The organism is Sphingomonas sp. Leaf34 (genome assembly GCF_001421805.1).
Classification (GTDB): domain Bacteria; phylum Pseudomonadota; class Alphaproteobacteria; order Sphingomonadales; family Sphingomonadaceae; genus Sphingomonas.
The window spans coordinates 235,588-258,786 of sequence record NZ_LMLC01000001.1; the positions used below are offsets into that span (position 1 = coordinate 235,588).

The window sequence follows — 23,199 nt, forward strand, 5'->3', positions numbered from 1 at the left end:
CCGATGCACGCCACGCCCATCCCGCTACCGTCCGGCCGCTATCGCGACGTGCTGCGCGCGCCCGACGGCACCGTGACCTGGCAGAGCGATTGGCGGTCGAACGTCGTCGTCACCGGCACCCGCCTGCTGCTCGCAAGCTATATGCGCGGCAGCCCGGCGGCGCTGCCGATCGGCGCGCTGGCGATCGGTGGTGGCGTTCCCACCTGGGACGCGACGCCACCGCCCGCACCGACCGAGGCGGAGAGCACGCTCGCCGATCCCGCCCCCTTCCTCGTCACCGGGCCGGCGCTGGCGATGGATTTCCTCAACGGCGACATCGTCTCCGCGGCGCCGACTAATCGTCTGCAGATCAAGGCGACGATCGGCCCCGCGGTGCCGCCCTGGCCCGACGCGCACCATGTCGCCGCCAATCTGCGCGAGTTCGGGCTGATGGCCACGCTCGGTGGCGCGCGCCTGCTCGTCAATCTCGTCCGCCACCCGGTGATCGCCAAAGATCCGGTCAGCACGCTCGAACGCACCATCTGGCTCCTGTTTTGATCCGTATCGGCAAAGGAAACGCGCATGGCCGTCATCTCGCCAAACAGCTTCGATCCGCTCCGCCGTTATGTCTCGGTACGCCTGGCGCAGGGCGTCCCGCTGGTCGACGCAGACTGGAACGAGAGCGAGGACATACGCCGCTTCGAACTCCGCGCGTTCGTGCGCTGGTTCGTCGGCGACGGCATTCCGCTCGGCAATGACGGCTTCCGGATCGGTGGGATAGGCGGCGCCGGCAGCAGAGTCGATTTTCGGATCATGGCGGGCGGCGGTGCGGCGCCGATGGCCGCGGGGCGGATGTTCGTCGACGGGCTCGAGGCGTTCATCGTCGCCGACACGCTGTTCACCGCCCAGCCGCTCCACGCGAGCCAGCCGGGCGCGGCGGCACTGGCGGCGCGCTGGGGCGTCCCGGCGATCGTCGCGATCGTACCCGGCACCACGCCGCTCTCGATCTATCTCGACGTATGGGAGCGGCTCGTCACCGCCGCCGAGGACGCGACGCTGATCCTCGCCGGGCTTGGCACCGAGAGCTGTTCGCGATTGCGCCGCGAATGGGTGGTGCGGGTCCGCACTCCCGCGGGCGGATCCGGCGTCCCGCAATCGGGCGATCCCGATTTCCGGCCCGGCCACAGCTATGCGATGCTCGCGCAGGTCACGCGCACCGCGCTGCAGGAACTGACTGACCAGACGCTGGGGGAGGCCCGCCGCACCGGCCTGCAGGTATCGTCGCGACGCGATCTTGAGCAACTCACCGGCGACGTGTTCGGGCCGGGCTATGCGGTCGATGGTACGGGCACGCCAAAGCTCGCCTTCTCGCTGCGCGACGTGCTCAACGGCGTGCTGCGCGACCGGCCCTCGATCACCGTACCTGTCACGCGATTGACCGGGGGGTCGTTCAACCTGCCGACCACCGCGCCGGCGCCTGACGGGACCTTCCTCTACTGGGTGCGCGTCGCGGGCGTGGATCGCTTCCTGTCGCGCGCGAAGGTGTTGGCCAACGGCACCGTGACGCCGGCCGAGGACGAGTTTCAGTTCACCGGCGTGTTGAACGTCACCAGCATGGCGATCGTCCACGAGGATGCGGGCTTTCGGCGCATATTCTATACCGGACAGGCGGGGACGGCCAAACTGTTCAGCCGACGCTTCGACCCCGGCGCGCCGCCTGCGACCCGCTGGGGCGCGCCGCTGGACGTCGGCAGTCCCGACCTCAACATCGGCGTGGTCGCGATGCGGCTGTCGGACAACAGCACGCAGATCGCCTGGGTCGGACAAAATCCCGCCGCATCGGCCACGCCGACGGTATTCACCCAGAACTTCCTGCCGGGCGCTGGCGCCAACAGCCTGACGGTGGTCGGCACCAGCACCGATGCGCAGGCCCGCGTCGCGATCGTGCCGGGTCCGCAGATCCTGCTCTTCGAACAGGCGGGCGGGACCCTGTCGATCCTGTCGAAGACGTCTGCTGGCGGCGCATGGCCGGCCACGTGGACGAGCCTCGCGACGATGCCCGCCAGTGCAGTGCGCGACTTTGCCGCCGGTTTCATCGCGCCCGGACGGTTGTGGCTTGCCTATGCGCTGACCGCGCCCGGCGGCGGCAACCAGCTGATCGGTCGCACCAGCGAGGCGGGGTTGCTCGGCGAGGCGCGGCCGATGGTCAGCGAGACAGGGTCTCCGCGCTATCCCAATCTTGCGGTCGATAGCGGCAACGCCAGCGTGTTCTACCAAGATGGCAATGCCGTGCGCCAAGTCTCGTTCGTCACCAAGATCTGACCTGCCAAGTTCGAACGTAGCGTCTCAACTGCTCGTCAATCCATTCTCCAGGGAGAAATGCCGTGATCCTGACTCGCACCTTGCTCCTCGCGCTGCTCGCCAGCGTGTCCGTCCCCGCGCTCGCCCAGACCGTGACGCCGACCCTCGACCAATTGAGCAGCTCGGCGCCCAAGCTCAAGGCCGACAGCAGCGGGTATGAGGATCTCGACATACGCCAGGCGGTTCCCTCGGGGGGCAAGGGCGGGATCAGGGTACAATATATACCCGACGACGCATTGGCACTGCCGCTCGATTCGACCGGCGCCGTGGTCAAGCTTCGCCCGCGCGGTCTCCCCGCTGCCGACATCACCTGCACGTACAGCCCCGTTGCGCAAATCCTCTCCCCAGCGACCAGCGGCAAATGCTTCTTCCGGACGTTCGGCGGCGCTGGCGACATGGTGCAGATCCATCATTTCGGCCTGCTACAGCGCAGCGATGAGATCCACTACTCGATCACCGGCGTTCAGGGCGCGGTGCCGGGGTTCACCGTCCTCCCGTTTGACAGCGACACCGCATTCGCCGGTGCGAAGCCGATACCGAACGTCGGCCGCAATCCGGCGCGCCTCGTCCTCGTCTTCGACAAATCGGGCAGCATGGACTGGTCGGCCAAGCCGGCAGGCGATCCGGGCTGCGGCGCCTTTTTCTCGCCGGTGCCGGCGTGCCGCCGGTGGAACATTCTCAACGATGCGGCCGCGCAGATGGCTAATGTCGCCAAGGCCTATGCCACACCGGGCGACGAACTCGGCGTCGTCTTCTTCGACTCCACCGCCAGCAATACCGGCGGTCTCGCGGGGATGAATACGATCACCCTGGACGCCGCGCTCGGTGCCATCGGCGCGCGTGCCCCCGGCGGCAGCACGTCGATTGGCGCAGGGGTCGAAAATCTCAAGGCCCCGCTGCTGAGTAACGCCGCGGCACATCAAAACACCGTCCTGCTGTTTACCGACGGAGAACAGAATACCGCGCCATTCCTGACATCCGACGGCACGCAGTTGCTAATCAATCCCACCCAGAACCTGCCGTTCGGGACGCCATGGGTTGGCATGGCACCGGTGTCGCTGTGCCCCTTCAGGCTGCGCACCGACGATCCCGCCGGCCCCGGCGGCACGACGACGCTCCAGCAGATCGCGGATAATGGCTGCGGTGGCCTGATGGGATCGCCCGCGACCCTCAAAACGCCTGCAGATCTGATCACTTTCTTTCTCCAGGTGCTCGACAAGACGTTGGTCGGCGACAAGCTGGAGCTCATTTCGATCACGCACGGTGCAGCGCGCGCGCGCTCGCGGATCGCCAACCCGACCGTCCTGCGCCGACTGGGCAATGGCGTGTCGATCCCGTTCCACACCAGCGCGCAGGACGGGGCAGTGACGCTACTGCTCAATTGGTCGTCGCCGGGGGACGACACCATGCCGTCAGACCTTAAGATCAGCAAAGACGGTATCGACTTCGACCCCTTGCGCGATCGCAACGTCGTCCTCGCGCGCGGAAAGGATCATCTCGTAATGACTCTGCGCGCGCCCTTCTGCAACGATCGGCGCCAATGCGTGAAGCCCGCCGGCGACTGGTCGCTGGGCTTCGTTGCCGGCGGTCAGCAGGGACCCGCGCTGAACCACAGCCTGTTCGTACTGGGCGACAACGCGACGCTCGCCTCGGACTTCAAGGTCGACCAGCCGGCTCCCGGCATTGGCAAGCCGCTGCGCCTGACCGCTAGGCTGACTGACGCTGGCCGCCCCGTCAGCAAACTCGCGGCGGGATCGGTCTACGCGCTGATCGGCGGCCCCACCGCCAGCCTCGGAACGATCCTGTCGAAATCGCCGGTCCGACCGCAAGGCAGGAAGGAGCGTGACCCGGTCAGCCTGGCGGGCGCGAAAGCGGCAGCGATGTTCGCGGCAGGCGACAAGGGCATCGTCGCCGCCACCGCGTTCAACGGTCAGTTGAAGGTGCCGCTAAAGGAAACCACCCGCGGCGTCTACACCGCGCAAACGCCCGCGCCGTTCGAGGGGGTGTACCGCGTCACCTTCATGGTCGACGCCAAGACGCCGCTCAACGGCCCGTTCCAGCGAATCTACACGACCGATCGCTATGTCGGTGTCGCGATCGATGCCGCAACGACGCTGGCAAACACGACGATCGGCGCAGGAAGTTTCAACGCCTGTCCGCGTGGCCGCTGCATATCGGTCCAGGTGCGCCCGGTCGATCAGCGCGGGAACCTGACCGGTCCCGGCAAGGGTGCGCTGTTCAGCGTCGACCCGAAACGCGCGATGATCGCCGAGGTGATCGACCGGCTCGATGGCAGCTACGCGCTCACGATCGCCTTGATCGACCCGACCGCGCTGCCCGATCTCATCATCGGCGGGGCCGCAAAGGTCGTTCTGCCGCTGGCGTCGGTAACCAAGCGCGCGGGCGGAAAATCACCGCGGTGATCGGCGCCGGTGAGGCCGCGACGCGCGGTGCTTTCCTGGCGTCTCGGCGCTCCAGGTCGGTGCGCCGCGCACGCGCGCGGCCCACGGCACCAACTCGGCCGGCGACGCGCGCGTTGCGGCCGTCGCGCGACGGCGGCGAGGCGCTCGGGGGCGCCGGACATCGGGGGTTCGTTGCGCGTGTACGAATGATCGACCCGCGTCGCCAAGTCGGCGACGGTCCGTACATCGTGACGCGGCATGCCGCGCAGTGGAACCGTAGCCGGCGACCGCCCCTGGCCACCGGCGTGCCCGCTGCGCCTACAGGCGAGACGAGCGCAAGGCACAGCACCGGTCGCCGCTATGGCGTCATCGGATCGTCCACTCCCAGACGCCAGCGCCGCTCGGCACGGTCAGCCGCAGATAGCGGGTGGGTGCGGCATGATGCAGCACGATCGGCGATCCGCTCGCCGTCGTCTGCGCCACGCGGCGCCACGTCCGGCTATCCGCCGACGCCTCGATCGACAGCGCATAGCGACGGATCGGATACTCCATCCGCACGAGGCTCTCGCGCACCGTTCGCCCCGTGCCGAGATCGGCGACCAGTGTAGCGGGGCCGCCAGGCCTGGGCCGCCACAGTGTCGCATAATTGTCGTCCGCCGCGCGCACCGGGCCGTGGAGCGCGTCAGCCCCCGCGCCGCGCGCGGTCCAGCGCAGCCCGGCATCGCGCCGTGCCGCAAACCCGGCGACCGCGCCGCCCTGCCCCGGCAGCACGGTCGCGATCGTACCGTCGTCGTGGATCGTCAGCGGGTCGACCGCGACCTGACGGAGCACGGCGTCGCCGGCTTGTGGGAATGGCAGGCCCTGGCGATGATACAGGATGTACGCTTGGCCGTTCGATCGGAAGATGGCGTGATGCCCCGGACTGATCACGTCATGCGCGCGATCGGTCGACAGGATCGGACTGTTGGCGGCCTCGCGAAACGGCCCGAACGGCGTGTCGCCGATCGCGTACCGGACCTTGTACGTGTCCTCGGTCGTCTTGCCGTCGCTGTAGGTCAGCACATAGTGTTTTCCGGCGCGGACCATGAACGGCGCCTCGAAATACTGCGGCGGGGTGACGTCCTTCGGCGTGCCGTCGAACGTGACCATGTCCGGCTTCAGCTTGACGACGAAGCAATGCCCGTTGGTCCAGTTCAGGCCCGATCCCCAATAGAGATAGGCCTGGCCATCGTCGTCGATGAACGCCTCGGCATCGATCATGTGGTATCTGGGATCGAACGCCTTGGCGACCAGCGGCTTGCCGCCATGCGCGTCGCGCCACGGCCCGGCGGGCGACGGTGCGGTGCCGACCCAGATCTCGCTGCCGACCGAGACATACATGAACCAGCGCCCATCGCGCGTCTTGACGACCGAGGGCGCCCAGACTTTGGAATCCCCCGAACTCGGGCTGCTCGCCGCCGCCTTGGTCGGCCAGGCAGGCGTCGAGAAGCGCCAGTCGCGACCGTTGGTCGAGGTCCATAGCGCGAGCCGATCGTCTCCCCAGGGATCGATCGTTGCAAAGATATACCAGCGCCCCTCGTCATGAACGATCGAGGGATCCGCGAAATAGCCGGGCAGCAACGGATTGCGCGTCGATGCGGCATCCAAACGCGGCGCAGGCGCATCGGCGGCAGTCAGCACGGTCGCGGCGGCAGCCAGCAGAGCAATTCGGATCATAGAGTCTCCAGCGACCAGCGGTCGCGCCAGTGCAGGATCGGGCGATCGCCCTCCCATTCGATCGGCAGCCACACGTACCGACCGTCGATCGCGTTCTTCGGACGCCAGATGTCCGCCATGAACACGAACCGCTCGCGGCCGGTCGTGTCCGGACACGGCAGGACGAAACTGCTCTGCCCGCCAAAGGTCGTCGCGACTTGCGCCGGCGTGCCGCGCACCGGATTGCCCAGCGACGTCCACGGCCCTTCGATTCGATCGGCAACGAACGACCGTGCAGGATTGGGCGCCCAGCCGGTGAGCCCCGAGGTGATCATATAATAGCGTCCGCGCGCGCGAAAAATCGCGGGTGCCTCATTCGCACCACCGGGCAGCAACCGCCAATAACGCCCATCATGCGCGGTGAGATCGGGTCGCAAGCGTGCCGCCTGCAGCGTGCGGTTCTCCTCCGACGCATAGACGTGCCAGGCGGCGCCTTCGGCATCGACGAAGAGCGTCATGTCGCGCGCCATCTGCCCGCCGGGGCGGTCGCGGACGAGATGGCTGTCGGTCTGGGCTTTGTCCGCTGCGGTCACGTCGACCGGCCACTGCCCCGGATCGACGCGGCCCGATCGGAGGAAGCGGTATGGCCCGGTCACCCGGTCGGCGACCGCAACCCCCGCGCGAGCCGCGGCATAGCCCTGCCCCTTCAGCTCGAGGTGAAACCACATCACGAACCGTCCCGACACCGGATCGCGCAGGACCTTGGGCCGCTCGATCACGCACCCGCGGACGATCTCGCTGGTGGGATCGTCCGAGACGGCAAGCGCGATACCCTCGTCGCGCCAGTCGTACAGATTGGCCGAGCTGTAGACGTGGACACCGACCTGCGCGACATTGCCGCCCTCGCCCGCGGTCTTGTGCTCGCCGAACCAGTACCATCGGTCGCCGTGCCGCAGCAGTCCGCCGCCATGCGCGTTGATGTGCACGCCGCGATCGTCGGGCCAGAGCGCGCCGGGCGTGAACGCCGCTATTGGCGGTCGGGCGGACGCTGACGTCGAGGCATGTCCTGCGGCCAGCGTTGCGATGCCCCCTGCGATCAGGTCGCGACGGTTCGGCTGCATCCTATGCCGTCCCGGGCGCGCGGGGGGAATGTGCGGTGCCGATCAGACTGTTCGAACGCCTCACCCGATCCTCCGATACCACAAACGACAGACCCCTATTTTGTCTGACATTATCGCCGTCCATCCGCTATGCAATCGATCTCGCGCAGTGGCGGGCGATAAATTGCTCGTGCGGCGGCATCCGCGTCGCCGCGGCCGCGGTGACCGCAGCCATCCGCGCCAGCCGGGTGCGCGCCTCGTCCGCCGACAGGCTCGCGGCGAGTGGGTCGAACCCGTTCGCGCACAGCCCCTGCCCGTCCATCACCGCGAGCCAGCTCGTCTTGGTGAACAGGTCGTCCGCCTCGCGGAACACGCGTCCGGTCGCCTGATAGATGCGGATCCGTTCGGCAAGCGTCTCGGGTACCGCCATCGTTCGGACATGGTCCCAATAGGGTGTGTCGTCACGCTGCGTCGCGTGGAAGTGCAGGATGATGAAATCACGGATGCTGTCATACTCCGCGATCATCAGCCTATTGTAGCGACGGATGTCCGCCGCCTCGAAATCGCGGGTCGGCAGCATTTCGAGGAGTCGCGCTATCCCGGCCTGGATCAGGTGGATGCTGGTCGATTCGAGCGGTTCGAGAAACCCGCTCGACAGCCCGAGCCCGACGCAGTTCTTGACCCAGAAGGCGTCGCGTCGCCCGGTCCGGAACCGCAGCGCCCTGGGTTCCGCTAGCGGTTCGCCGTCGAGACTGGCGAGCAATGTCGCGATCGCCTCGTCCTCCGATAGATGACCGCTGGCGAAGACATAGCCATTGCCGGTGCGGTGCTGGAGCGGAATCCGCCACTGCCAGCCGGCGGCGCGCGCGGTCGACCGCGTATAGGGGGTCGGCGGCCCGACCGGCGCGCTCGGCACCGCGACCGCGCGGTCGTTGGGCAGCCAGCGCGACCAGTCCTCATAGCCGGTGCCAAGCGTCTCGCCGAGCAGCAGCGCGCGAAACCCCGAACAGTCGACGAACAGATCCGCCGCAATCCGCTCGCCCGACGCAAGCGTCACCGTCTCGACGAATCCGTCCGCGCCGCGCACCGCGACATCGACGACGCGGCCCTCGCGCCGGACGACGCCGGTCGCCTCCGCATGGCGGCGCAGGAACCGCGCATAGAGTGAGGCGTCGAAATGATAGGCATAACCGATCCGGTGGAGCGGCGTGTTGCCGCCATCGGTGAGCGGCCGCATGAACCGGCCATCCTGCGCCGCCGCCGCGCAGATCGAATAGGCGTCGAGCGACGCCGCATCGCCCACGGCCCGCAACCGGTGCCACAGTCCCTCGAACGGCACCGCGCCGACGTCGGTGCCATAGACGCCGAACGGGTGGAAATAGCGCGCGCCCGGGCGCAACCAGTCGACGAACTCGATACCGAGCTTGAAGCTGCCCATCGTCGCGGCGACGAAGGCGTCCTCGTCGATACCGAGCAGCGCGTTGAACGCCTGGATCGGCGGAATGGTCGCCTCGCCGACGCCGACCGTGCCGATCTCCTCGGATTCGATCAGCGTTATCGCAACGTTGCGCGTGCCGAGCACATGCGCCAACGCCGCCGCCGCCATCCAGCCCGCGGTGCCCCCGCCGATGATCGCGATGCTGCGGAGCGCGCGGTCGGTCATGCCACGAGACGACACTGGAGGAACAGATTGCCCGTCAACCGGCCACGGCGGGGATCCGCCGCATCGACGGCGACGGTGTCGATCAGACCCGAATGCAACAACGCCGCGCGGTAGAGGATGAGCCGGTCGGGCATCGCGGCGCAGGCGTGGATGAGATCGAATAGCGGATCGTCGACCGCGCCCGGATAGCGCGGCGGACCCTCCGTCAGCTCCGCGTCGCGCCGCTCCTGATACGGCGCGATCCGCGATGAATCGACGGTCTCGAACCCCGTGGCGCGATGGCGAAAGAATCCCGTGCCACCGTGCCGCGCGTCGCACAGATAATGCACCGTCGCGAACTGCAGACGGTCGGCAGTATCGACGTGCGGGACACATTGTGCGGGGGCCAGGTCGGCAGGATCGGTCGTCACCAGCGAGAAATTGCCGCGGGCGCGTACCGGCCTGACGGGTCCCGTGCCGAAATGCTCGGCGATCAGCGGCAGGACCTGTTGCACCATGCGATCGATATACTGGGTCGGCGCAGGTCCGAGCAGGCCGGGATAGCCGCTGCCGACCGACGCGGCGGGTGCGAAGCGCGAGCGCGTCGCAGCATAGTCGACCAGCGCATCGGCGATGCCGGTGGCATGATCCATTGTGATCACAGGTTCGCGTTCATCGCCCACATAGTGGATCGACACCATAGGGTCGCACGTCGGCCGCGGAATCGTCATGGGCACGCGCTTATCCGAAAAAATGCCGACGTGGCAGGGGAACACCACGTCGGCAGGTGGGGACGGCGGGGAAGAACGGTCAGTAGGTGGCGCGCAGCGAGAAGCCGAACCGGCGGTCGTTGAGCGTGTATTGCAGCGGCTGGCTCGTCGTGCCGATATAGGTCACGTTCATCCGATTGGTCAGGTTCACCGCATCCACCGAAAACGCGAAATGTTCGTTGATGTTGTAGCTGATCGAACTGTCGAGCGACGCATAGGGCTTCTGAAACTGCGGAATGCCGTTTGCGCCGCTGCCCGAGGTCGTATCGAGATACTTGCCGCGCCAGCTCCACGCGAGACGCGCGGTGATCGGCCCCTTTTCGTACAGCCCGACAAGGTTATAGCTGTTCTTCGACAGCTTCTCGAGCGGCACCTGGGTCGGGATCGAACTGCCCGTGGTGGCAAACGGGTTCGAGACGTTGCTGTCGACGAACGTGTAGTTCGCCTGCACGCCGAACCCGCTGAGCAGGCCTGGCAGGAAGTCGAAGAACTGCTGATACGCCGCCTCGAACCCCTTGATCTTGCCGCTGCCGGTGTTGAGCGTGGTGCCAATATCATAGGCGATGCCGTTGAACGATCGCACCACCGTCCCGCCCGCGAGGAACCCGTCGACGGTCTTGTAGAAACCGCCGAGCGTCACCGAACCCGTCGGCGCGAAATACCATTCGATCGTCGCGTCGTAGTTGTTCGAGGTGATCGGCCGGAGGAACGGGTTGCCCGACCCACCGCTCGGACGCCCGGTGATCGGACTGACCTGCGTCGCAGGATTGAGCGTGACGTTGGTCGCGAGCTGATCGAAGTTTGGCCGCGCGAACGACTTGCTGAACGCGAAGCGCGTCTGCAGCTTGTCGGTCAGGTGCGCGCGCAGGTTGAAGCTCGGCAGTGCCTTCACATACTCCCGATTGACCTCGATCGGGACCAGCGTGCCGTCGCTGTTGAATACCGTGCCCGCGGAACCGCTCCGCGTCCGAACGATGCGAACGCCAAGCGTGCCGTCGATCCGCAGCCCGGCGACATCGGTATCGTAATCCGCCATCGCATAGGCGGCGAGCGTCTTTTCGGTCTGATGGTTGAGATCGCCCGGTGTGAACGCGGTCTTCGGTGTCGCACCGAACAGCGCCTCGGTCTTGGTCAGGCTGTCGAACAGACCGCTACCCTGCGAGAAGGCGGGATAGAGGATTCCGCCGGGCAGCGTCTTGCCGTCGAAGAAGTTCGAGGATGGCCCGGCGATGGCCAGTTCGGGATACGTCGACAACCGCACGAACGGGATGCCATTCGCCGACGAACAGCTTGGGTTCGGCCCCGACGGCAAGAGGCAGAAGCCGTTCCACGTCCCCCGCAAATCGACGCTGCTGTCCGAGTAACGCAGGCCACCGCGCAGTTTCTTCAGCACGTCGCCCTCGACCTCGTAATCGAGGTCATAAGCCAGCGCGAGCTGATCCGCATCGTTGCGCTGGATCGAATCCGCCATGTAGGTGAAGGCGTAATTGTTCGGGTTATTGAGCAATCCCGGGTTGCGCACGTTCCACACCGGCTTCGATCCACGCAGGTCGAAATCGACGATGCTCCGGTTGGTCGCATTGTACGGCGTCTGCCCGGTCTGATCGTACAGCGAGATCACGAAGCCGTTGCGGTCCGCATTGTAGGACGACTTCAGGTACTGCGCATCGAAGCGCGCATGCAGCCGATCGGTGACGTCCCACTTCCCGTTCAGCGTGTAATTGCCCGTCGTGTTGGTCAGATCCTGATCGAACCGCGACGATTCGAACACTTGGTTGCCGAGGGATCCCGACGTCGCATAACCCGCGTCGTCGAACGTGAACGCCGAACCCGCAAGCGGCGTCGTCAGCGGGTTGCCGTTGTTGTTGTAGTAAAAATATTTGCCCTGACGGAAGAATTTATACCGCGAATACAGGGCCTGTGCGGTCAGCAGGAAATTGTCCGCCAGCTGCCACTGGAACGCGCCGGCCAGACCGATCCGGTTGCGTTTGCCACCATCGTCATAGATCTGCTCGCCGAATGGCACCTGCGCATTGGCAGGGGCGCCGGGAATGACGGTGCCGGTCGGGATCGGACCGAACTGACCGATCAGCAGCGCATCCTGGCGGTACGCGCTGCGCGCATAGCTGGCGTTCAGCAGGATGCCCATTTCGCCCACGCCGGTCGCGAACCGGTTGCTGTACAGCGCCGATCCCGAGCCACCGAACTTGTCGGCGCGGTCATAGTAATTGCCCTTCAGCGTCGCGCTGATGAGCTGCCCCGCGCTGTCGAACGGCAGACGGGTGCGGATGTTGACGACGCCGGCGATATCCCCCTCGATCGTCGAGGCTGGCGGGTTCTTGAACACGTCGATCCCGGCGAGCAGTTCGGGTGGGATCGCCTCGAGATCGAGCGTGCGCCCGCCCGAAGCGGAGATCGCAGCGCGACCGTCGATGAAATTGCTGACCTGGGTCAGACCGCGCACGGTGATCGCGGGCTGCGTCCGGTGATCGAAATCGGTCGCGCCTTCGCCGTATCGGCGCTGGATCTGGACGCCGGTGATCCGCTGCAGCGCCTCGACCGTGTTGGCGTCGGGCAGCTTGCCGATGTCCTGCGCATTGACCGAGTCGACGATCTGGTCGGAATTTCGCTTGATCGCCTGCGCGGACCGCAGGCTCTCGCGCACGCCGGTAACGACGATGTCGTCGCTCGACACGCCTTGCGCGGCGGCCTGATCGGCGTTGAGCGTCCCGCGCGTCGGCGCGGACGTGGATCCGGACGCGGTCTGCGCCGACACCGGCGTCGGCACGCTCTGCGCGAAGCCTGGTGTCGCTACGGTCACGATCGCTGCGAGCGATCCTCCGATCAACATCCGCGTACGCAACCGAACCATCGTCTACATCCTCCCTATTGCAGCGTCGTCGGCCTGTTGAACGCCCGCGAAAGCGCCTGTTTGCCGATCGTTGGGAAGACTGAATACTGTATTTCTATTGTAGGACAAGAGCATTTTTGTGTAGGGTGTGTTCGATGCCGTACCGATCCAGCTAAGGCGTATCCAAAGGGGGATCGAAATGTCAGACCTTCCCAGGCGACGGACATCGCATACGCAATTGGCGCGTGACCTCGGGATCGAAATCGTGACCGGCGCGCATCCGGTCGGCGCGACTCTTCCCACCGAACACGAGATCGCCGAGCAGCGCGGCGTCTCGCGCAGCCTGGTCCGCGAGGCGCTCAGGATACTCGGCGCGAAGGGCCTGCTCGAGAGCAAACCCAAGACCGGCACGCGGATCCGCGAGCGCGCGGTCTGGAACCTGCTCGACCCCAACGTGCTCGCCTGGATGTTCGAAGGCGAGCCTGCGGTCGGCTTCGTCCGCAGCCTGTTCCAGCTGCGCCTGATCATCGAGCCGTCCGCCGCCGAACTCGCCGCGACGTTCCGCACGACCCGGCATCTCTCGAGGATGGGGCATGCACTCGAACAGATGCAGAACCACGGCCTTGCGAGCCCGATCGGTCAGGCGGCCGATCAAAGCTTTCATCATGTCATCCTGGAGGCGGCGCGGAACGAACTGCTCGTCAGCCTGGGGGGCAGCATCGGCGCCGCGGTGCGATGGACGACGATCTTCAAGCATCGCCAGACGCGCAAGCCGAGCGATTCAATGCCGCAACACCGCGCGCTGTTCGAGGCGATCGCCGACGCCGACCCCGCAGGTGCGCGCGCCGCGACGATGGCGCTCATCGCGCAGGCACAAGTCGATACCGAACTGTCCCTGCGTGCAACGGACTGAAGCGGACCGCCAAGCAAACACCATTGTATCGAGGAGCCAAAGCATGATCCACAGCACGCGCCGCATCGGCATCACCATCCTCGCGCTGGTCGCGACACCGTCGAGCGCGCGGATTGCGCCACCGGTTCAGGCGCCGCCAATCCAAGCGCCAGCAATCCGGGCGGCACCAGTCCAGGATGGCGTCGCGATCACGCTCCGTCCCGCGATCGATCGCCCCGGCACCGAGTTCGAAGGCTGGGGAACCGCGCTTGCCTGGTTCGCCAATGTTACCGGCGGCTACCCCGACGCGACCCGCGAACGCCTAGCCGACCTGTTCTATGGTAAGCAGGGCCTTGGCTGGACGATCGCGCGCTACAATATCGGCGGTGGCAATGCCGCGACGACGCTGCCCTACCTCCGCACCGGCGCCGCCGTACCGGGGTTCTGGCGGCAGCCCGCCGCCGCAGTCGCCAGCGACTGGTGGCGGCCCGAGGATCCGGCGATGTGGGACTGGTCCGCCGATGCGAACCAGCGCTGGTGGCTCGACGCGATCAAGCACCGCGTTGCCGCCCCGATATTCGAGGCATTCTCGAACTCGCCGCCCGCGTTCATGACCGTCAGCGGCCGCGTATCCGGCGCGGTCAAAGGCACCGACGACAATCTCCGCCCCGGTCAAGAGCGTCCGTTCGCCACCTATCTCGCACGCGTCGTCGGCGAACTCGAGCGTCGCCACCAGATTCGTTTCCGCACGCTGTCGCCGGTCAACGAGCCCAATACCGATTACTGGTTCGCCGCGAACACGCAGGAGGGCGCACATTGGTCGCCCGCCCGACAGGCGACGATGATCGACGCAACCGCCGCCGCGCTCGACGCCGCCGGCCTCGACACCGCGATCGCTGCGCCCGACGAGACCAACGCCCATCTGTTCGTCGCCGATTGGGCCGCCTACCCGCCAGCGACGCGGGCGCGGATCGGCCAGCTCAACGTGCACAGCTATGGGACCGTCCACCAGACCGCGGTGCGCGATATCGCCCGCGCCGCGAATATCCGGCTGTGGATGAGCGAGGACGACACCCCACTCGACAAGGATCCCGAATCCTTCGTCGACATGGCGTCCGGCCTGGCGTTCGGCGAACATGTCGTCCAGGATCTGAAGCGGCTCGAACCCGCGGCGTGGGTTTTTTGGCAGGCGGTCGAGAATTTCAGCGGGAAGGACGGCAAGCCGGGTTCGAACTGGGGGCTCGTCAAGATGGACCTGAACGCCGCCCCGGCCGCGCCGCACCCGATCCAGATCACCCCGAAATACTGGGTGATGGCGTCGTTCAGCCGCTATCTGCGCCCTGGCTACCGACTGGTCCCCGTCGACGACGCGGACACGATCGGCGCGTCCTCGCCCGATGGCCGCACGCTGATCCTGGTCCATGTCAACGGCGGGTCGATCGCGCGGCGGCTGACGATCGCGCTGCCGAACGCCCAGGTGCGCGATGTCGTCGTGACCGATGCGACGCATCACGCCGCCAGCGTCGGCGGATCGGGCGCCGCGACGATCGCGCGGCCCCGCTCGGTCACGACGATCCTGCTCGACGTGAAATAGGCGTGGTTGCGCGGGACGAAGAGCGATGCTGTGAATTTCCGGAGCATGCCGCTACAGCGGCGGCATACTTTAGGGGATTTGGCTCGTCACATGGCCCGCAAGCATTCGAAACATGGTCCCTATGAAGACCTGACGCCCGACGCCGCGCCGCCGGCGCCGGCGGTCGCGTGCTGGCTGTGCGGACGGCCCACCGGCGCGACCATCGTCTGGCATCATCCCGTGCCGAAAAGCCGCGGCGGTCGCGACGTCGTACCGATGCATCCGATCTGCCAGCAGACGCTGACCGCCAATTTCACGAATTCGGAGCTCCAGCGCCACGGGATGGATGTCGAGGGGCTGCTGGCGAACCCCGCGGTGCGCAAGTTTGTCGATTGGGTCGCGAACAAGGACCCCGACTTCACCGCGACGCTGACCAAGAAACAGCGCTGAAACATCCGGGAGGGGGGCGTAGCTGCTCAGCCCGCCCTCTTCTCCTTGGTTTCGGGCATCGCGACCACGTACAGTCCCAACCCGAGCGCGGCGATCGTCGCGAGCGTCAGGAAGCTGGCGGTGTACCCGGCCCAGACGATGATCGCCCCCGCCAGCGTCGCCGACAGCGCCGCCCCCAGCCCCTGCGCGCTGGCCACCGCGCCCTGGCTGACGTTGAAGCGGCCGGTGCCCTTGGTCAGATCGGCGATCACGACCGGGAACAGCGCGCCGAAGATCCCTGCCCCCACGCCGTCCAGCGCCTGCACCCCCACCAGCCACCACGGATTGTCCGACACGGTGTACAGCGCACCGCGCGCGGCAAGAAACGCGAACGCGACCAGGAACAGCGGCTTGGTGCCCCAGCGATCGGTGTGGCGACCGACCAGGATCGCAACCGGCACCATGACGAGCTGCGCCGCGACGATGCACGCGGCGGTAAGCGAGGTCGCCTGATCCTTGCCGACCGTCCGCGCGAGCAGCTGGCTGACCGAGGTCAGCATCGCCGCGTTGGCGAGGTGGAACAGGAATGCCGTGAGGGCGAAGATCATCAGCGACCTGTTCTCGAGCAACGTCTTCCAGCCGCTCGGCTGCGCGCAATCGTCGTCCGCCTCGTCGGGTTCGCAATCGAGCCCGCGCGCGACCGCGTTGTCGATGTCGTCGTTCTTCAGGCGCGACGCGCTGACGATGCTCGCAACGGTCAACCCGCCCATCAGCCAGAACACGACGACCGGGCCGAACTTCCACGCCAGCACACCCGCGAGCGCCGCCGAGACCGCATTGCCCGCGTGATTGAACGCTTCGTTGCGACCGACCCGCTTGGCGAACAGCTTCGGCCCGACCAGCCCGAGCGTGATCGCCGAGATCGCGGGGGCGAATACCGCGCCTGCGATCGCCGCGACGGACTGCGTGACGGCGACCGCCGTGAACCCGCTGACGATCGGCAGCGAGATGCTGCTGAGCGTGACCAGCAGCGCCGCGATCATCACGATCCGCGGCTTGTTCCTGGCGCGGTCGATCAGGCTGCCCGCGGGCGTCTGCGAAATGAGTCCGACGATCCCGGCGATCGTCAGCACCGCGCCGACGGTGGCCTCGTTCCAGCCATGCGCCGGCCCGCGCACCGCGATCAGGTAGATCGCGAGATAGGGGCCGAGGCCGTCGCGGACGTCGGCCAGAAAGAAGTTCAACGCGTCGAGCGTCCGCGTCGGGACCTTGCCGGACGGTCGATCTCCGCTCGTGCTTCGGGGCGGCATGTCCGCGATCGTGGCCATCAGGAGTCCTTCAAAGTCGCTGTCCGTCGAGCGCTAAAGATCTGGCCGGCGGCAAAGTTTCCGACGCCGAAGAATATATACGATCCAGATTTATCCAATGATCCCGGAAGCTAAACCGAAACTGAACGACGATGTTCAGCTTCGAATCATGAAGAAAATGTCACGGAACGTTCGCCTGATCCTTGCGCTTGGCTGCGACCGTCGGGAATGACTTGGAAGAGACTATAATGGCAGGGCTCCTTACCTGGATTCATTTTGGCGACCTGCATGTCGACGAGGCCGATGGGTATGAGGGACTGTCACGGTTTCGCGCACTCGCGGCGCTGGCGCAGACGCATGCCGGTCCGGAGTCGGCGGGCGGCACGGTCGATTTCGCCTTCCTGCCGGGTGACAATGCCAATCACGGGACCCACGACCAATATGCGCGGATCGCCGACGCGATGACCGGATTGTCGCTCCCCTGGCATGTGCTGGCAGGCGATCATGATTTCGAACCCGGCGACCTGACCGCGATGCACGCGATCACGACGAACCTGGCGCCCTATGCCGTCACGATGAACGGCTATCGCTGCCTGTTCCTCGATATCGTCTCCGCGGGTGATGGTGGCCCCGATTTCCGGATCGATCCCGGCCAGCGACGGTGGATCGAGCGCGAACTGAGCGCGGCGACCGCCGCCACGCTGCGCAGCGTGGTCTTCATGCATGCCTATCCGGGCGACCTTCGGGACGACCCCGACGGCATTGCGGGGCTGTTCGCGGCGCACCGGGTCGCGTTCGTCGATACGGGCCACACGCATTACAACGAACTGCTCAACGACGGCCGCGTGGTATATGGCGCGACCCGCTCGACCGGCCAGATCGAAGAGGGCGCGGCGGGATTCTCCGTCGTGACGCTCGACGACGGCATCCCGAGCTGGCGGTTCCAGGCGATCGACGATCCGTGGCCGCTGGTCCAGATCACTGCGCCCGCCGATCGTCGCCTGATTACCGATCCCGACCATAGCGGTCATGTCCCGAACGGATCCTTCGTCGTCCGGGCAAAGATTCTCGGCGCCTCCGCCCCGGCCGAGGCTTTTGCGCGGCTAGACGACGGCGCCGTGGTGGCGATGACGTATGACGGAGCCGGGCTGTGGGAGGCGACGATCGACGGCGTGGCCGACGGGCTTCACCGGTTAAGCGTGCGCAGCGATGGCGGCGAAGACGTGATCGAGATCCTGGTCCGCGCGCCCCGCCCGCTCGACCGTCCCGGGCCACCGCGCTTGAAGCGTAATGCACCGACCGCACTCGGCCGCGACGTCCATGCGATCGGCGCATGGCCGGACCGCGGGATCGACGGCGCGCAGCGCGGCCCTAACAAGAACGGCCTCGACTGGTGATCCGCATCAGCGACGGACACGCGTCAACGGCACCGCAGCCAGGTTCTTACGGGATGGCCCATACGTGACACACCCCGACATGCTGGCCCGGTACGCGATCTGGGCGATCTGCTTCATCGCGACGTTCGGCGTGATCACCCGGCCGTTCAAGCTCCCCGAAGCGGTCTGGGCGGTGACCGGCGCAGTCGTGCTGGTCGTGTTCGGCCTGATGCCGATCGGCGCTGCCTGGCGCGCGGTGCTGGAGGGCGGCGACGTCTATCTGTTCCTGATCGGCATGATGTTGCTGTCGGAGGTGGCGCGCGCGGAAGGGCTGTTCGACTGGGTCGCGGTGCACGCGGTCCGGATGGCGAAGGGATCGACCAGCCGGCTGTTCGCGCTGGTGTTCGGAGTAGGCATCGTCGTGACGACGTTCCTGTCGAACGACGCGACCGCGGTCGTGCTGACGCCAGCGGTCTATGCCGCGGCGAAAAAGGCGAAGGCGGATCCGTTGCCGATGCTGTTTGCGTGCGCGCTGATCGCCAATGCCGCGAGCTTTGTGCTGCCGATCTCGAACCCCGCCAATCTGGTGCTGTACGGTGGCAAGATGCCGACGCTCGGCGCCTGGATGGCGTCGTTCGCGGTGCCATCGGTGATGGCGATCGGCGTCACGTTCCTGATCCTGCGCTGGCTCGAGCGCGAGCGCCTGAGCGGCACATGCGAGACCGAGGTCGAGACGATGACGCTGCCAAGGGGCGGCATGGTCGCGCTGATCGGTATCGTCGCGACGGCAGTGCTGCTGATCGTCGTGTCGGCGCGCGGCTATGATCTGGGGCTGCCAACGTGCCTGGCGGGTATCGCCACGACCGCGGCGATCAGTATCGGCGCACGGAAATCGCCCGTCGCGACACTACGGTCGGTGTCGTGGGCGGTGTTGCCGCTGGTCGCCGGGCTGTTCGTGCTGGTCGAGGCGCTGGCGAGCACCGGCGTCATCGCGATGCTTGCGCGCTGGCTGGCCGACGGTGCCGCCCGGTCGCCCGCCGCGACCGCCGGGATCGCCGGATCGATCCTCGCGTTCGGATCGAACCTGATGAACAACCTGCCCGCCGGGCTGATCGCAAGCACCACGCTCGGCCAGGCGCATGTCCCGCAGATCGTCACCGACGGGCTGCTGATCGGTGTCGATTTGGGGCCGAACCTGTCGATCACCGGCTCGCTGGCCACGATCCTGTGGCTGACCGCGATCCGTCGCGAAGGCGAGGATGTCGGGTTCTGGCGGTTCCTGAAGGTCGGCGCGGTGGTCATGCCCCCCGCGTTGTTCGCCGCGCTGGGCGCCCGGTTGCTGATCGGCTGACCCCCGGTGCGAACAACGACGCGGGCGTGGGCGCCCGCGTCGCCTCTCTAATCAGGCGGTCAGCTTGGCCGCCGTCTCGGCGATCCGCTTGCCCTGATAGCGGGCACCATCGAGTTCTTCGGTGCTCGGCATGCGGCTGCCATCGCCATCCGAGATCGTCGTCGCGCCGTAGGGCGAGCCGCCCTTGACCGTGTCGACGCCCATCTGCGCCTTAAACCCGTAATCGAGGCCGACGATCGTCATGCCGTGATGCAGCAGGTTGGTGATGATCGAGAACAGCGTCGTCTCCTGGCCGCCATGCTGGCTCGCGGTCGAGGTGAAGGCACCGCCGACCTTGCCGACCAGCGCGCCGGAGAACCACTGCCCACCGGTCGTATCCCAGAACTGCGCCATCTGCGCGGGCATCCGGCCGAAGCGGGTCGGCGCGCCGACGATGATCGCGTCATACTGCTCGAGCGCGGCGGGGCCCTCGATCTCGGCATGCGCGGTATCGGTCTTGAAGTGCGCCGCCTCGACCACCGACTGTGGCGCGGTTTCGGCGACCCGGCGGATATCGACGTCGGCACCCCCGGCGCGGGCGCCCTCGGCAACCGCATCCGCCATCTGCTCGATATGGCCGTAGGACGAGTAATAGAGCACGAGAACCTTGGTCATTGTCAGTCTCCTTTATCGACGTACCCAGCCGATGCTGGGATCTTCATCAGGTGAATGCGGCGGCCCGAACCGCGTATCTCAGCTTTCGCCGATGTGACGGATCAGGTCGCCGCGCGCTTATTCCGAGTCGACCAGAACGATCTCGGCATCATCCTGTGCCGTGATCGTGACAGTCTGACCGCCGTGCAGCGCCGCGCCGTCGCGTGCGTCGAACGCTTCGTCGCCGATCGTGATCGCGCCCGTCGCCGGCACCAGATACACGTGGCGCCCGTCCTCGATGGCATAGTCGACGCTGTCGCCGGCCTTGAGCGTCGCCGCCAGGACACGGGCATTCGCGCGGATCGGCAAGGCATCGCCGTCGCCCTCGAACCCGCTGGCGAGCGTCACGAACTGCCCCGACCGCTCGCCCTTCGGAAACGGCTTGGCACCCCAGCTCGGCGAGCCACCCTTACGCGAAGGCTCGATCCAGATCTGAAAGATCGTCGTCGTCTCGGGCTCGAGGTTGTATTCGGCGTGGCGGACGCCGGTGCCGGCGCTCATCACCTGGACGTCGCCCGCCTCGGTGCGGCCCGTGTTGCCGAGCGAATCCTGGTGCGTGATCGCCCCGCTGCGGACATAGGTGATGATCTCCATGTCCTGGTGCGGATGTGGGGGGAAGCCCGAATTGGCGGCGATCTGGTCGTCGTTCCACACGCGGATCGCGCCCCAGCCCATCCGCGCCGGGTCGTAATAGCTGGCGAACGAGAAATGGTGGCGGGCATTGAGCCAGCCATGATCGGCATGGCCGAGGCTTTCGAACGGTCGACGCTCGACGGCGGTGTCGGCGATCTTGGTCAGGGTCGTGGTCGTCATGATAGGTCTCCACTGGTTGCAGCCAAGATAAGGGGAGCGATCGCGACGTAAATAGAAACGCTGGAAACCGATCGTTTCGGTGCTAGCGTAGCGATGGTCGGATCAACCACCCCGGCGGAGAGCCCCCTTATGCGCCTGCCCGATCTCGAAGCCTGGGCGATCTTCGCCAGCGTCGTCGAACATCGCTCGTTCAGCGCCGCCGCCGATGCAATCGGGCTGAGCAAGGCGACCGTCTCGAAGGCGATCACGCGGCTGGAAGCACATCTCGGCCAGTCGCTGTTCCACCGCACATCGCGCCGGCTCGCGCTGACCGAAGCCGGCAAGCCGCTCGCGGAACACGCCGCGCGCATCCTGGCCGAGGCGCGGCTCGCGGAGGAGTCCGCCAACGACGCCGCCAGTGCTCCCACCGGCCGCGTTCGGCTCGCCGCACCGATGAGCTTCGGGATCACCAACGTCGCGCCGTTGCTCGCCGAATTCCTCGCCGCGCATCCCGGGATTGAGGTCGACCTGCATCTGTCGGATGCGCGCGTCGACATCGTCGCCGAGGGGTTCGACGTTGCGCTCCGCATCGCCGAACTGCCCGACAGTTCGCTCCGCGCACGCCGGCTCTGCACGATCCACGCGCATATCGTCGCCGCACCACGCTATCTCGCGGAGCACGGGACGCCGACCCACCCGGCACAACTCGGCGAGCATCGATTGTTCGGCTATTCCAACGTCGTCGGACCGTGGCGCTTCCAAGGGCCCGGGGGGGCAGAGGTGTCGGTGCGGGCGCAGGGGCCGCTGACCGCGAACAGTGGCGAAGCGATCCTTCCCGCGCTGGTCGCCGGTCTGGGCATCGCGCGACTGCCCGCGTTCATCGTCGGTGCGGCGCTCGCCAGCGGTGCGCTGGTGCCGATCCTGGTCGACTGGGCCCCCGCCCCGATCGGCCTCCACCTGCTCACCCCGCCGAGTCCGCTGAGACCCGCCCGCGTCGAAGCCTTGATCGCGTTCCTGACGAAACGCCTGCGCGATACGCAATGACCCGAGCCGCGCGCGGGTCGCAGCACGGTCTTGCGCACGCGCGTCTCCACGTCGCGTGCCAACCCGCTCGAACGTCAGCCTTAGCTCGAAATTAACCTTTTGCCTTCAGAGCTTGTGTGGTTAATGAATCGAAGTCGAGCTGCTGACATGGGGTGTCGGGCGGTTTCGCGAACAGGGGACGACGCATGCGGGTGCTGCTGATCGAGGACGAGCCGACCACGGCGAAGGCGATCGAACTGATGCTGACGACCGAAGGGTTCAACGTCTACATCACCGATCTCGGGGAAGAAGGCCTCGATCTGGGCAAGCTGTATGATTACGATATCATCCTGCTCGACCTGAACCTGCCCGACATGCACGGCTATGACGTGCTGAAGCGCCTCCGGGTCGCGCGCGTGTCGACGCCGGTGCTGATCCTGTCGGGGGTCAACGAGATGGATTCGAAGGTCCGCAGCTTCGGCTTCGGCGCCGACGACTACGTCACCAAGCCGTTCCACCGCGAGGAACTGGTCGCGCGCATCCACGCCGTCGTCCGCCGCTCGAAGGGGCACAGCCAGTCGGTCATCCGGACCGGCAAGCTCGCGGTCAATCTCGACGCCAAGACGGTCGAGGTCGATGGCAGCCGCGTCCACCTGACCGGCAAGGAATATGCGATGCTCGAGCTGCTGTCGCTCCGCAAGGGCACGACGCTCACCAAGGAAATGTTCCTGAACCATCTCTATGGCGGGATGGACGAGCCCGAACTCAAGATCATCGACGTGTTCATCTGCAAGCTCCGCAAGAAGCTCAGCCTGGCGTGCGATGGCGAGAATTACATCGAGACCGTCTGGGGTCGCGGCTATGTGCTGCGCGAACCCGACGAGGTGCTCGAAGCCCAGGTCGCGTAACTCCCCTGTAGGTTCGGGAGAGCAGGAGGCCGCGGTACCGGGGGGTGCCGCGGCC

18 protein-coding genes are annotated in these 23,199 nt (G+C 66.6%); 10 read left to right on the forward strand and 8 right to left on the reverse strand.

Translation table 11 applies throughout. The features are described 5' to 3' along the window. Positions 1–3 precede the first annotated feature (3 nt). The 3 genes from ASF00_RS01100 (at position 4) to ASF00_RS01110 (ending at position 4,763) form a co-directional block, all read left to right on the forward strand. Positions 4–537, forward strand: coding sequence for a hypothetical protein (locus ASF00_RS01100; protein ID WP_055872942.1), 534 nt, complete (start codon positions 4–6; stop codon positions 535–537). A 24-nt stretch (positions 538–561) separates the two neighbouring features. Further along, positions 562–2,301: a DUF6519 domain-containing protein gene (locus ASF00_RS01105; RefSeq protein ID WP_055872945.1), complete on the forward strand. Its 1,740-nt coding sequence runs from the start codon at positions 562–564 to the stop codon at positions 2,299–2,301. Positions 2,302–2,363: 62 nt separating this feature from the next. Then, positions 2,364–4,763 carry a VWA domain-containing protein gene (locus ASF00_RS01110; protein ID WP_055872947.1) on the forward strand — a complete coding sequence of 800 codons (2,400 nt, stop codon included), beginning with the start codon at positions 2,364–2,366 and terminating at the stop codon, positions 4,761–4,763. Positions 4,764–5,108: 345 nt separating this feature from the next. Here ASF00_RS01110 and ASF00_RS01115 read toward each other — a convergent pair whose 3' ends face one another. From ASF00_RS01115 to ASF00_RS01135, 5 genes are all read right to left on the reverse strand, one after another. Next, positions 5,109–6,458 carry a family 43 glycosylhydrolase gene (locus ASF00_RS01115; RefSeq protein WP_055872950.1) on the reverse strand — a complete coding sequence of 450 codons (1,350 nt, stop codon included), beginning with the start codon at positions 6,456–6,458 and terminating at the stop codon, positions 5,109–5,111. Further along, positions 6,455–7,558: a glycoside hydrolase family 43 protein gene (locus ASF00_RS01120; RefSeq protein WP_082463152.1), complete on the reverse strand. Its 1,104-nt coding sequence runs from the start codon at positions 7,556–7,558 to the stop codon at positions 6,455–6,457. Before ASF00_RS01120 ends, ASF00_RS01115 begins: the two co-directional genes overlap by 4 nt. 127 nt (positions 7,559–7,685) lie before the next feature. After that, positions 7,686–9,200, reverse strand: coding sequence for a tryptophan halogenase family protein (locus ASF00_RS01125; protein WP_055872953.1), 1,515 nt, complete (start codon positions 9,198–9,200; stop codon positions 7,686–7,688). Continuing rightward, the gene (locus ASF00_RS01130) at positions 9,197–9,910 is read right to left on the reverse strand and encodes a DUF6445 family protein (protein WP_327196348.1); all 714 of its coding nucleotides are present in this window, start codon (positions 9,908–9,910) and stop codon (positions 9,197–9,199) included. The genes ASF00_RS01125 and ASF00_RS01130 overlap by 4 nt, the downstream gene beginning before the upstream one ends. Positions 9,911–9,989: 79 nt before the next feature. Further along, a complete protein-coding gene (locus tag ASF00_RS01135) occupies positions 9,990–12,821 on the reverse strand; it encodes a TonB-dependent receptor (RefSeq protein ID WP_055872960.1) in 2,832 nt (943 codons plus the stop codon). A gap of 178 nt (positions 12,822–12,999) precedes the next feature. On the opposite strand from ASF00_RS01135, the gene ASF00_RS01140 reads away from it, so the two are divergent. From ASF00_RS01140 to ASF00_RS01150, 3 genes are all read left to right on the forward strand, one after another. Beyond that, complete coding sequence (locus ASF00_RS01140; protein WP_055872963.1) at positions 13,000–13,713, forward strand: FadR/GntR family transcriptional regulator; 714 nt, start codon at positions 13,000–13,002, stop codon at positions 13,711–13,713. 43 nt (positions 13,714–13,756) lie between these two features. Further along, entirely contained in the window at positions 13,757–15,286 is a 1,530-nt protein-coding gene (locus ASF00_RS01145; protein ID WP_082463154.1) for a glycoside hydrolase, read from the forward strand. A 90-nt stretch (positions 15,287–15,376) separates the two neighbouring features. Continuing rightward, a complete protein-coding gene (locus tag ASF00_RS01150) occupies positions 15,377–15,715 on the forward strand; it encodes a hypothetical protein (RefSeq protein WP_055872966.1) in 339 nt (112 codons plus the stop codon). A gap of 26 nt (positions 15,716–15,741) precedes the next feature. Here ASF00_RS01150 and ASF00_RS01155 read toward each other — a convergent pair whose 3' ends face one another. After that, the gene (locus ASF00_RS01155; protein WP_055872970.1) at positions 15,742–17,022 is read right to left on the reverse strand and encodes an MFS transporter; all 1,281 of its coding nucleotides are present in this window, start codon (positions 17,020–17,022) and stop codon (positions 15,742–15,744) included. A gap of 227 nt (positions 17,023–17,249) precedes the next feature. Here ASF00_RS01155 and ASF00_RS01160 point away from each other — a divergent pair, with 227 nt between their 5' ends. Next, a complete protein-coding gene (locus ASF00_RS01160; RefSeq protein ID WP_055872973.1) occupies positions 17,250–18,398 on the forward strand; it encodes a metallophosphoesterase family protein in 1,149 nt (382 codons plus the stop codon). Positions 18,399–18,477: 79 nt separating this feature from the next. Beyond that, on the forward strand, positions 18,478–19,728 hold the full coding sequence (locus ASF00_RS01165; protein ID WP_055872976.1) for an arsenic transporter: 1,251 nt from the start codon (positions 18,478–18,480) through the stop codon (positions 19,726–19,728). 51 nt (positions 19,729–19,779) lie between these two features. On the opposite strand, the gene wrbA is transcribed toward ASF00_RS01165, so the two are convergent. Both wrbA and ASF00_RS01175 read right to left on the reverse strand, forming a co-directional pair. Further along, positions 19,780–20,382, reverse strand: coding sequence for an NAD(P)H:quinone oxidoreductase (gene wrbA / locus ASF00_RS01170; protein WP_055872979.1), 603 nt, complete (start codon positions 20,380–20,382; stop codon positions 19,780–19,782). A 117-nt stretch (positions 20,383–20,499) separates the two neighbouring features. Further along, entirely contained in the window at positions 20,500–21,234 is a 735-nt protein-coding gene (locus tag ASF00_RS01175; RefSeq protein WP_055872982.1) for a pirin family protein, read from the reverse strand. 129 nt (positions 21,235–21,363) lie between these two features. Here ASF00_RS01175 and ASF00_RS01180 point away from each other — a divergent pair, with 129 nt between their 5' ends. After that, on the forward strand, positions 21,364–22,257 hold the full coding sequence (locus tag ASF00_RS01180; RefSeq protein WP_055872985.1) for a LysR family transcriptional regulator: 894 nt from the start codon (positions 21,364–21,366) through the stop codon (positions 22,255–22,257). 185 nt (positions 22,258–22,442) lie between these two features. Beyond that, complete coding sequence (gene ctrA / locus ASF00_RS01185) at positions 22,443–23,144, forward strand: response regulator transcription factor CtrA (RefSeq protein ID WP_055872989.1); 702 nt, start codon at positions 22,443–22,445, stop codon at positions 23,142–23,144. Positions 23,145–23,199: the final 55 nt, after the last annotated feature.

Bases quoted from the DNA above. Each gene is read 5' to 3' on its own strand.
- ASF00_RS01100 (WP_055872942.1), top strand. From the start codon at position 4: ATGCACGCCACGCCCATCCCGCTACCGTCCGGCCGCTATCGCGACGTG.
- ASF00_RS01105 (WP_055872945.1), top strand. From the start codon at position 562: ATGGCCGTCATCTCGCCAAACAGCTTCGATCCGCTCCGCCGTTATGTC.
- ASF00_RS01115 (WP_055872950.1), bottom strand. From the start codon at position 6,458: ATGATCCGAATTGCTCTGCTGGCTGCCGCCGCGACCGTGCTGACTGCC.
- ASF00_RS01120 (WP_082463152.1), bottom strand. From the start codon at position 7,558: ATGCAGCCGAACCGTCGCGACCTGATCGCAGGGGGCATCGCAACGCTG.
- ASF00_RS01125 (WP_055872953.1), bottom strand. From the start codon at position 9,200: ATGACCGACCGCGCGCTCCGCAGCATCGCGATCATCGGCGGGGGCACC.
- ASF00_RS01130 (WP_327196348.1), bottom strand. From the start codon at position 9,910: ATGACGATTCCGCGGCCGACGTGCGACCCTATGGTGTCGATCCACTAT.
- ASF00_RS01135 (WP_055872960.1), bottom strand. From the start codon at position 12,821: ATGGTTCGGTTGCGTACGCGGATGTTGATCGGAGGATCGCTCGCAGCG.
- ASF00_RS01140 (WP_055872963.1), top strand. From the start codon at position 13,000: ATGTCAGACCTTCCCAGGCGACGGACATCGCATACGCAATTGGCGCGT.
- ASF00_RS01145 (WP_082463154.1), top strand. From the start codon at position 13,757: ATGATCCACAGCACGCGCCGCATCGGCATCACCATCCTCGCGCTGGTC.
- ASF00_RS01150 (WP_055872966.1), top strand. From the start codon at position 15,377: ATGGCCCGCAAGCATTCGAAACATGGTCCCTATGAAGACCTGACGCCC.
- ASF00_RS01155 (WP_055872970.1), bottom strand. From the start codon at position 17,022: ATGGCCACGATCGCGGACATGCCGCCCCGAAGCACGAGCGGAGATCGA.
- ASF00_RS01160 (WP_055872973.1), top strand. From the start codon at position 17,250: ATGGCAGGGCTCCTTACCTGGATTCATTTTGGCGACCTGCATGTCGAC.
- ASF00_RS01165 (WP_055872976.1), top strand. From the start codon at position 18,478: ATGCTGGCCCGGTACGCGATCTGGGCGATCTGCTTCATCGCGACGTTC.
- wrbA (WP_055872979.1), bottom strand. From the start codon at position 20,382: ATGACCAAGGTTCTCGTGCTCTATTACTCGTCCTACGGCCATATCGAG.
- ASF00_RS01175 (WP_055872982.1), bottom strand. From the start codon at position 21,234: ATGACGACCACGACCCTGACCAAGATCGCCGACACCGCCGTCGAGCGT.
- ASF00_RS01180 (WP_055872985.1), top strand. From the start codon at position 21,364: ATGCGCCTGCCCGATCTCGAAGCCTGGGCGATCTTCGCCAGCGTCGTC.
- ctrA (WP_055872989.1), top strand. From the start codon at position 22,443: ATGCGGGTGCTGCTGATCGAGGACGAGCCGACCACGGCGAAGGCGATC.